General features: G+C 58.2%; 9 protein-coding genes. 2 read left to right on the forward strand and 7 right to left on the reverse strand.

Translation table 11 applies throughout. The annotated features are described in order from the left end of the window. The 7 genes from panC to HF921_RS00390 form a co-directional block, all read right to left on the reverse strand. The coding region (gene panC / locus HF921_RS00360) for a pantoate--beta-alanine ligase (RefSeq protein WP_215893087.1) at positions 1-619 on the reverse strand (619 nt) is incomplete at its 3' end. Between the two features lies 1 nt (position 620). After that, entirely contained in the window at positions 621-1406 is a 786-nt protein-coding gene (gene panB / locus HF921_RS00365) for a 3-methyl-2-oxobutanoate hydroxymethyltransferase (protein WP_064218235.1), read from the reverse strand. After that, complete coding sequence (locus HF921_RS00370) at positions 1399-2034, reverse strand: deoxynucleoside kinase (protein WP_229066012.1); 636 nt, start codon at positions 2032-2034, stop codon at positions 1399-1401. The genes panB and HF921_RS00370 overlap by 8 nt, the downstream gene beginning before the upstream one ends. Then, positions 2007-2576, reverse strand: a complete 570-nt coding sequence (folK, locus tag HF921_RS00375; protein ID WP_064218233.1) for a 2-amino-4-hydroxy-6-hydroxymethyldihydropteridine diphosphokinase — start codon at positions 2574-2576, stop codon at positions 2007-2009. Before folK ends, HF921_RS00370 begins: the two co-directional genes overlap by 28 nt. Further along, the gene (locus HF921_RS00380; protein ID WP_226834240.1) at positions 2534-3928 is read right to left on the reverse strand and encodes a CCA tRNA nucleotidyltransferase; all 1395 of its coding nucleotides are present in this window, start codon (positions 3926-3928) and stop codon (positions 2534-2536) included. The genes folK and HF921_RS00380 overlap by 43 nt, the downstream gene beginning before the upstream one ends. Beyond that, complete coding sequence (pcnB, locus tag HF921_RS00385) at positions 3900-5378, reverse strand: polynucleotide adenylyltransferase PcnB (protein WP_064218232.1); 1479 nt, start codon at positions 5376-5378, stop codon at positions 3900-3902. Before pcnB ends, HF921_RS00380 begins: the two co-directional genes overlap by 29 nt. 231 nt (positions 5379-5609) lie before the next feature. Next, a complete protein-coding gene (locus tag HF921_RS00390) occupies positions 5610-6572 on the reverse strand; it encodes a glycosyltransferase family 2 protein (RefSeq protein WP_215893088.1) in 963 nt (320 codons plus the stop codon). A 175-nt stretch (positions 6573-6747) separates the two neighbouring features. On the opposite strand from HF921_RS00390, the gene guaB reads away from it, so the two are divergent. Further along, positions 6748-8208 carry an IMP dehydrogenase gene (gene guaB / locus HF921_RS00395; RefSeq protein ID WP_064218230.1) on the forward strand — a complete coding sequence of 487 codons (1461 nt, stop codon included), beginning with the start codon at positions 6748-6750 and terminating at the stop codon, positions 8206-8208. Positions 8209-8211: 3 nt separating this feature from the next. After that, a partial coding sequence (guaA, locus tag HF921_RS00400; protein WP_215893089.1) for a glutamine-hydrolyzing GMP synthase occupies positions 8212-9593 on the forward strand: 1382 nt, incomplete at its 3' end.

Consider the following 9593-nt stretch of genomic DNA (forward strand, 5'->3'; position numbering starts at 1 on the left):
AGAGTGTCGCCGCGAGCAGCGGCGCAACCTGCCGCTCTGCCAGACTCAGAAAGGTGTTGCGCGAACTGTAGGCGAGCCCGTCGGGCTCTCTCTGTAGGGGCCCCGGCAAGACCTGCACATTGAGGTTCAAGTCAGACAGCATCTGCTGAACGATACGCAGTTGTTGATAGTCTTTCTCGCCAAGAACGAGTATTTCTGGTGAGGCCATATGCAGCAGCTTGTTGAGTACGGTGCAGACCCCGACGAAGTGACCGGGACGGCTGGCCCCGCAAAGCACCGTGCTCAAGCTGCGCGGCGGCATAACGACGCTGATATCCTGACGCCCCCGCGGATACATCAATCCGTCATCAGGGGTAAATACGGTCTGGCAACCCGCTTCTTGCAGGCGCTGCAAATCCTGATCCAGGGTGCGCGGATAATTCGCAAAGTCCTCCTGGGGTCCGAACTGCAACGGATTGACGTAGATACTGACCAGCACCTGTTCGGCCCGGGTGGCGGCGAGTTTCACCAGCGCGAGATGTCCATCGTGCAGATTGCCCATGGTGGGCACCAGGGCCAGGGTGCCACGCAGATTTTGGCGCCATTGGCGCAGGCCGGCAATATCCTTGAATATCGCCATGTCAGCACTTACGACGCGGCGGGAACCCGTTGTTGCCCACGTCCCGCACATACTCGGCGAGGGCATCACGCATGATCTGGCTGCCTTCAATATAACGCCGTGCAAAGGGTGGGCTTTTCGCGCTGATCCCCAGCAGATCGTGCATCACCAGCACCTGGGCATCGGTATCCGGCCCGGCCCCGATGCCGATTGTGGGTATGGCGATATCGCGGGTGATATCCGCCGCCAGCGCATCGGGGACCGCTTCCAAAACGACGAAGCGGGCGCCCGCCTCCGCCAGTGCCCCGGCATCAGCCTGTAAGCGGCGCGCACTATCCGCGTCGGTACCCTGCTGTTGAAAACTGCCCCACTGCCGCACCCGCTGGGGAGTCAGGCCGATATGGGCGCAGATATTGACGCCCCGCTCCGCGCAGAAGGCCACCGTAGGCGCCATCTCCGCACCACCTTCCAGTTTGATGACGTCGGCACCGGCGCGCAGCAGGGTTGCCGCCGCATCCCAGGCCTGTTCCGGACCCTTTTCGTAAGTCCCGAAGGGCAGGTCGGCAAATACCAGGCAGTCCCCAGCTCCCCGCACCACCATCCGGGTGTGATAGGCCATCTGCTCCAACGTAACGCCGAGGGTGTCGTCGGCACCGGTGACCACCATGCCGAGAGAATCACCTACCAGTACGCCATGCACCCCCGCTGCCGCCGCGCAACAGGCGAGAGGATAGTCATAGGCCGTAACCACGGCGCGTTTGATGCCGTTTTGCTTGTCCTGCACCCAGCGGGCAATTTTCTTATGCATCTCGCTCCTCAGCCTCTTTCAAGCGATACCTGACTGTGTCGATCAACTGCTCAGTGTGCCGCGGATTGTGGACAAAATCCACCTGCGCCGAGTCGATATTCAGGCAGGGCCAGGAATAGTCCGCCTGCCACGCATGGTAAGCCGTCTGCACTCGCGCCAGATAATCCGCCGTTAGTGCCTGTTCGTAGGCGTCTCCACGGGCCCGGATGCGCTCCAGCAGGATCGGTAGTGGTGCCTCCAGGAAGATCATCAGGTCTGCCGGTGCGGGATGGTAGTCCAGAGCCACGCGCAAGGCGTGGAAAAGACGAAGTTCTTCTGTATCCAGGGTAAAGGGGGTAAAAATTTCGTCTTTGCGCGCACTGTGATCGCTGATGACCCAATGCTGATTGCCGAGATGCTGCCACTGTGTCCGGCGTTGCATTAAAAACTGCAACTCTGTTGCCAGTGCTGCGCCCGGGCCCTGGTAGAAACGGCAGAGAAAGGGGTTCTGGGCGGGTGTTTCGAGAATGAGTCGTCCACCCAAGGCATGGCCCAGTTGCCGTGCCAGACTGGTCTTGCCAGCGCCCATCGGACCTTCAATACTGATGATACGGGGATTGGTCATGCTTGGGCAGAACGAGCGTTGCACGCGGACGTTTCCCAAACGCTGTCAGGAATACAGGTAATGGATTGCCCGGCTACGGCAGGCAGATGATCGGCGATGCATCCGCAGCCGGAAATGATCAATTCCGGATCAAACTCGGCAAGGGGGATAAGCACGAAGGCCCGCTCGTGCAGACGGGGATGGGGCAGGGTGAGCTCCGGATCCGTAGAATGGGTGGTCCCGTAACTCAGCAGGTCGAGGTCCAGCACTCGTGGACCCCAGTAAATTTCATCGGCGCGACGGCGTCCAGCGGTTGCCTCCAGAGTTTGCAGATGGCTGAGGAGGGCGCGGGGTTGCAAAGCAGTTTGCAGGCGGGCGACCGCATTGACGAACGCAGGCTGGGTGATGCCGCCCACAGGTGCTGTCTGGTAGAGACGGGACTGCCACAGGAGGGTACTTTCCGGTACGGCGGCCAGGGCCTCCAGCGCATGTCGCACCTGTGCCACGGGCAGGTCCAGGTTGCTGCCAATACTGATCCAGGCAATTACGGTTGGATGGACGGCAGGATGCCTTGTCTGATAAGCCATTGTCGGGCGGTTTCCTTGTCTTTAATCGCGCCATCCAGGCGGGCATCATGCAGGTGGCGCAGTACCTTACCAAGCTGTGGGCCGGGCGCCAAGCCCATGGCTTGCAGATCCTTGCCATTGAGCGGTGATGTCAGGCCACGTTGTTTCAGCAAGTAGTAGCGACCACTTTTGGTGATGGTATCGGTTTCCGGATACTCTGCAAGTAGCGCCAGTATGCCTGGCAGCGACAGCGATTCCCATAACTGCGCCACTGCACTGGGGTGACTTGCCTTCGCCAGGGCTGCCGGTATTTCTGACAGTCGGTGCAGATCGTTCAGAATATAACGCCCATCGGTCACCGGCCAATAGTGTAAGCGTTTCTCCGCCGCCCAGGGGATATCCCGCCAGAGTATAGTCAGCAAAACGGCCGCGTCGCAAAGTTTCTCGTCAGGGAAGTGGCGGTGAAACCAGTGGATTTCCTGTTGACCACGACGTATTTTGGCAAGGAGAGGCTCTACTTCCAGTGGAGTCGGGCGCAACAGTGGCCATAACTGCCAGGCACCCAGCTCTTCCAAGGCCGCAGGGAGGTCGGTGAGTTCGAGCAGATACTTCAACTCACGCCATAACCGCGCGCCGCTGAGTCGAGCGAAAATATTCTGGGTTAATGCCTCCTCCAGCAGGTCACGCGTGCTGGCTTCCAGTTGGAGTTGGAAACGCACGGCGAAACGGAGTCCTCGCAGGATACGAGTGGGGTCGTCCAGAAAAGAATGGGGATGGAGCACACGCAGCAGACGCCGCTGGAGATCTGTACGGCCTCCGTAGGGATCCAGAAATTCGCCAAATTTTTCCGGATCCAGGGAGATGGCCATGGCGTTGATGGTGAAATCACGGCGGATCAAGTCTGCCTGGATGGCAGCAGGTTGCACCTCAGGCAGCGCGGCTGGCGCTGGATAATGTTCTATCCGGCAACGCGCCAGATCCAGCTGGAAGCCATCTGGGTACCGGAGAATAGCGGTGCCAAAATGCGGATGATAGGTGCATTGCGCGCCGGATAGCTCCGCGGAACAAGCCTCGGCGACGGCGCGGACATCCCCCTCAATGGCCAGATCGATATCTGGCATGGGGTGGTTTTGCAGAAAATCGCGGACGCAGCCGCCGACAAGATAGGCCGGTGTGCCGAGGTTCGCGGCAATCCTGCCGATGCCGTGCAGGCGCCGGAGCAGCGCGTCTCCCCATTGCTGTCGCAGCATCTGGTGAATTTGTGTGGCGGGTAATGGGCCTGCACTTGGAGTGGTACTCTGTGCATCCAGAGAGCCTTCTCCCATGGAAATGCGGGGATCCGGATTAATCGCTGTCGGTCTGTCCGTCGTCATGGCTGTCATCCGCGCCGCCCTGACCAGGACGATTACCGCGCCGTCGCCGTCGCCGGGGACGGCGACGTGATGTTGCTGGGAGTGGCCCCAGTGCCGCTTCCTGTCCGGTTTCTTCGAGGCGAGCCCGTTCGATGAGGATACGTCGACCATCATGATCTGCGGTCTGGAATTGTTCCCACCATTCCACCAAGGTAGCCGATATTTCGCCGCTCTGACTGCGCAGACTCAGGAAATCAAAGGCTGCACGAAAGCGCGGATGGGCGAGCAGCGCGTGAGGGCGACGTCCACCGCGCCGCATGAAACGCGCCTGCAAATCCCATATTTCGCGCATAGGCAGAGCGAAGCGACGAGGGACAGAAACACGCCCAACGCATTCCTGCAGCACGTCGCTGGCGGCTTGCTGCAGGGCGACCGTTGCAGGTTTGCCCTGTTGTTCGAGCAACCGGCATTGCTCTTGCAAGGCGGGCCAGAGCAATGCGGCAAAGAGAAATGCGGGAGTTACCGACTTGCCGTCACGTACCCGCGTATCGGTACCCCCCAGCGCGCCTTGCAACAACGTACGTGCCGCGCTGTATTCCGCATGGTCGAGGAGCACGTCCACCTGCGGAAACAAGGCGGCAAATAGCCCCTGCTGGCGCAGGTGTTCGAAACTGGTCTGCGCGTTACCATTCAAAAAAAGTTTTAGTGTTTCTTCAAACAGCCGCGCCGAGGGCACCTCCTGCAGGCGCTCGCGGCAGGCCGCTATGGGCGCCTGGGCGGCTGTATCCATGATGAATCCCAGCTTGGCAGCAAAGCGAACGGCCCGCAGCATCCGCACCGGATCTTCCCGGTAACGCTGCTCTGGATCACCAATGACGCGCAGCCGACCGGCTTGCAAATCTTCCATGCCTGTGGAGAAATCCAGAATGCTGCGGTCAGCGATGTTGTAATAGAGTGCGTTGGCGGTGAAATCCCGGCGCCGGGCGTCTTCCTCAAGTGAACCATAGACATTATCTGCCAATATGCGCCCTGTTTCGCTGCGCTCACTGGCCTCGTTTGCCTTGCCGTTCGCGCCGCCGCGAAAAGTGGCTACCTCGATGATCTCGTGACCAAACTGTACGTGCACCAAGATGAAGCGTCGACCAATGAGGCGGGCGTTGCGCCGAAACAGTTTGCGGACCTGCTCCGGGTGCGCGTCCGTTGCGACGTCGAAATCCTTAGGTTCCCGTCCCAGCAGCAGATCACGGACACTGCCGCCGACCAGATAGGCCTGAAAGCCGGCGCGATGCAGGCCATTGAGGACCTGCAAGGCGCCTTCGCTGATCTGCCGCCGCGAAACGTTGTGCTCGTTACGTGGCGTTACCCGTGCACCGGGGATGCCGGGTGATAGCGGCGGGGGAGCCGCCACCGTTTCGACGGCAGAATCTGGCAGGTTTAACTGCTTGGTAATAAAGTCTTTTATGGATACCAAGGGTTGTCTCTGGGTTGGTGGAACGTAATCTGGGCGACAGTGTACCTGAAAAGTTGTGGAAAAGCAGCGTTTGCCGGGAGGCGCATGTAGCTGGTAATGTCCCATATCCAGGGACAAAAACTACCGAGCCGACCATAAGATTTGATTATGGAAAGTGACGCGATTTATTGCGCTGTAATTTAGTTGCGGTGTAATTTTGGAAAATGGATGTAATATTGCGTCACGCAAAGTCTATTTATGGTCATCTGCTTGAATCGTGTTGGGTGTATTGACTATTCCCCAAGCCTGTTTGACCAGATACACCGGTCTTTGCTTGCTTTCCTCATAGATCCGGCCGAGGTATTCACCGATCACACCTAGGGCCATGAGCTGTACGCCACTCAAGAATAATAAGGTAACCATTATGGATGGATACCCTTTTACCGGATTTCCATATGCAATAGTGCTGATTATCAGCCAGATGGCATAAAGAAAGGCCAGTAACGAAACCAGAAAGCCCAGATAGGCAGCGAGCTGCAGGGGCACCTGGCTAAAAGAGGTGATGCCTTCTACGGCAAAATTCCATAGTTGCCAATAATTCCAAGTGGTCCTTCCCGAATGGCGCGGCTCGCGATGGTAATAAATGTTCGTGCTGCGAAAGCCAACCCAGGCAAACAAACCCTTCATGAAGCGCCGACGCTCGGGGAGCGCTTGCAGGGCGTCCAGAACCGAGCGGGAGAGCAGTCGGAAATCACCGGTATCGGGTGGTATCTCCACCTCGCTCATGCGATTGATAACCCGATAAAAAACATGGGCCGAGGCACGTTTTAACCACGATTCTCCTTTGCGGGAAAGGCGCACGGCGTTAACCACATCAAACCCCTTCCGCCATTGAGCGAGTAGTTCGGGGATCAGTTCGGGGGGGTCTTGCAGGTCAGCATCCAGCGGGATGGCGGCATCGCTCAGAGTGGCGTCGAGCCCCGCGGTAAGCGCCGCCTCTTTTCCGAAATTCCTTGATAAGTCAATAATTTTTATCCGTTTATCCCGGCTGTGCAGGGCGATTAATTGTAGTAGTGTGTCATCGCTGCTGCCGTCATTGACACAAATTATCTCCCAGGGCTCGCTAGTTTGTTCCATGACCGCGCGGATGCGTGTATAGAGCGTTCCTAGATTTCCGGATTCGTTGTGACAGGGGATGATGATGGAAACCGTCATATCAGTTTTAGATTCGAGTTATCGCGGAGTTGACCAGACCGGAAAGCTACAAGACTGGGTCTGCCGCGTCAAACGAGGCTGGAAAAAAGGTGTTTGCTTGGGTATAGTGCGGGATGCCTTTAGCCATGGAGCTGGTAGATCCCAGCCGGCCCCCTCCTTGTTTAGGTGAATCACGATGCAATTGATTGGTGAAGCCCTCACTTTTGACGATATTCTTCTCGTCCCCGCCCATTCGGAAGTGCTCCCCCGCAATGTGCAAATTGCGACCCAGCTCAGTCGCCGCATCAGCCTGAATATTCCACTGCTCTCGGCGGCGATGGATACGGTGACTGAGGCCGCCATGGCCATTGGGATGGCGCAAGAGGGAGGTATCGGCATCATTCACAAAAACATGTCGCCGGACCAGCAGGCAGCGCTCGTGCGGCGGGTCAAAAAGTTCGAGTCAGGGATCATCAAAGATCCCATTACCACCCGCGCCGATGTGAGTATCCGCGAGGTATTGCGGATAATGTCCGAGCATGGGATTTCCGGCGTTCCGGTGGTGGATGGCGAGCGCCTGGAGGGTATTGTGACCCACCGTGATCTGCGCTTTGAAACACGCATGGATGCTCCGGTAAGCAGTGTCATGACCCCGCGCGAGCGTCTGGTTACAGTACCGGAAGGCACCAGTCTGGATGCGACGAAGGCCTTGCTGCATCAGTATCGTATCGAAAAAATGCTGGTGGTTAATGAACGCTTTGAGTTGCGCGGGCTAATCACGGTCAAAGACATCCGCAAGGCCATAGAACACCCCCTGGCCTGCCGTGATGGACAAGGTCGTCTACTGGTGGGCGCAGCGGTGGGCGTTGGTGAAGGTACTGACGCGCGGGTACAGGCACTGGCTGAAGCAGGGGTGGATGTCATCATCGTCGATACCGCCCATGGTCACAGTCAGGGAGTGCTGGACCGGGTACGCTGGGTGAAAGATCATTTTCCGGAAGTGGATGTGATCGGCGGCAATATTGCTACCGCGGAAGCGGCATTGGCATTGGTGAAAGCGGGCGCTGACGCCGTCAAGGTAGGTATCGGGCCCGGTTCCATCTGTACCACCCGCATTGTTGCCGGTGTCGGTGTGCCGCAGGTCACGGCTATCAGTAATGTGGCGGACGCGCTGGAGGGTACCGGCGTATCGCTCATTGCCGATGGTGGTATCCGCTTTTCCGGGGACTTCGCCAAGGCTTTGGCAGCGGGGGCGCATACGGTTATGGTGGGCGGTTTGCTGGCGGGCACCGATGAGGCACCGGGGGAAATCGAACTCTACCAGGGCCGCTCCTACAAGGCTTATCGTGGTATGGGGTCTTTGGGCGCGATGCAACAGGGTTCTGCCGACCGCTATTTTCAGGATGCCAGCCCGGAAGCGCCGAAGCTGGTGCCGGAAGGGGTGGAGGGCCGGGTTCCCTACAAGGGGCCGGCCGGACAAGTCATTCATCAACTCCTCGGTGGCTTGCGCTCCAGCATGGGTTACTTGGGCGCGGAGGATCTGTCGGCCCTGCGCAGCCGTGCCCGCTTCATCAAAATTACCCAGGCGGGTGTGCGCGAGAGCCATGTTCATGATGTGAATATCACCAAAGAAGCGCCTAATTACCGGGTGGATTGAAGCATGCAAGAACGCATTCTGATTCTCGATTTTGGTTCACAGTTTACCCAGCTTATCGCGCGGCGGGTGCGCGAGGCCCACGTCTATTGTGAAATTCATCCCTATAACATGCCACTGGCAGACATCCAGACCTGGGCGCCTCAGGGGATTATTCTGTCCGGCGGACCGTCCTCGGTGCATGATGCTGATGCGCCGACGGTTGAACTGGGCCTATTTGCCTTGGGTCTGCCGATCCTGGGTATTTGTTACGGTCTGCAATTGATGGCGCAGTTGCTGGGTGGACGGGTGGGTAAGGCGGAGCATCGGGAATATGGTCGGGCGCATATCCAGATCAAAGAGGCGGTTGGCCCTTTGCTACCCTTTGGTGCTGCCGGTGACGCCGAAGAGGTTTGGATGAGTCATGGTGACCGGATTGAATCCATGCCCGATGGTTTCCGGGTGCTGGCCAGCAGTGCCAATTCGCCGCTGGCGGCGATCGGTGATCCAGTCCGTCACTTCTACGGCGTGCAGTTCCACCTGGAGGTGGCCCATACGCCTCGCGGTGCGGAGATGCTCACCGCCTTTGTGCGTGGCGTTTGCGGATGCGCCGGTGAGTGGACCATGCACTCCTACGTGGATACGGCAGTGGCGACGATCCGCGCCCAGGTGGGTAAGCGTCGGGTTATTGCCGCGCTTTCCGGCGGAGTGGATTCGGCTGTGGCTGCGGTGCTCATTCATCGCGCTATCGGCGAGCAGATCACCTGTATTTTTGTGGATAACGGTTTGCTGCGCTTTGGCGAAGCGGAGAAGGTGGCTACTGTATTCCGCAATTATTTCCAGATTCCCCTGCAGGTGGTCGACGCTCGTCAACGTTTTCTGGAAGTGCTTGCGGATGTTACCGATCCCGAAAAGAAGCGCAAAGCCATCGGTAATTTGTTCATCGAGATTTTTGAGGAAGAGGCGAAGCAGTTGGAAGGTGTCGACTTTTTGGCACAGGGTACCCTGTATCCCGACGTGATCGAGTCCATTTCCTTTAAGGGCCCGAGCGCAACCATTAAGTCCCACCATAACGTGGGTGGCTTGCCGGAGCGTATGCACCTGCAACTGGTCGAGCCTTTACGTGAGCTGTTCAAGGACGAAGTGCGGGAATTGGGCCGTGAGTTGGGCATGCCCGAAGATGTTGTTCGTCGTCAGCCGTTCCCCGGACCGGGCCTCGCGATTCGTTGTTTGGGAGCGATTGACGAGCTGCGCCTGGAAGTCTTGCGTCGTGCTGACCGGATTGTCATGGAAGAAATCCGTGAGGCGGGATTGTACGACCGCCTCTGGCAGGCCTTTGCGGTATTGCTGCCGGTACGTAGCGTGGGCGTGATGGGGGATGCACGGACCTATGATGAAACCATTGCTTT

The organism is Acidithiobacillus ferriphilus, assembly GCF_018854775.1.
GTDB classification, from domain to species: Bacteria; Pseudomonadota; Gammaproteobacteria; order Acidithiobacillales; family Acidithiobacillaceae; genus Acidithiobacillus; species Acidithiobacillus ferriphilus.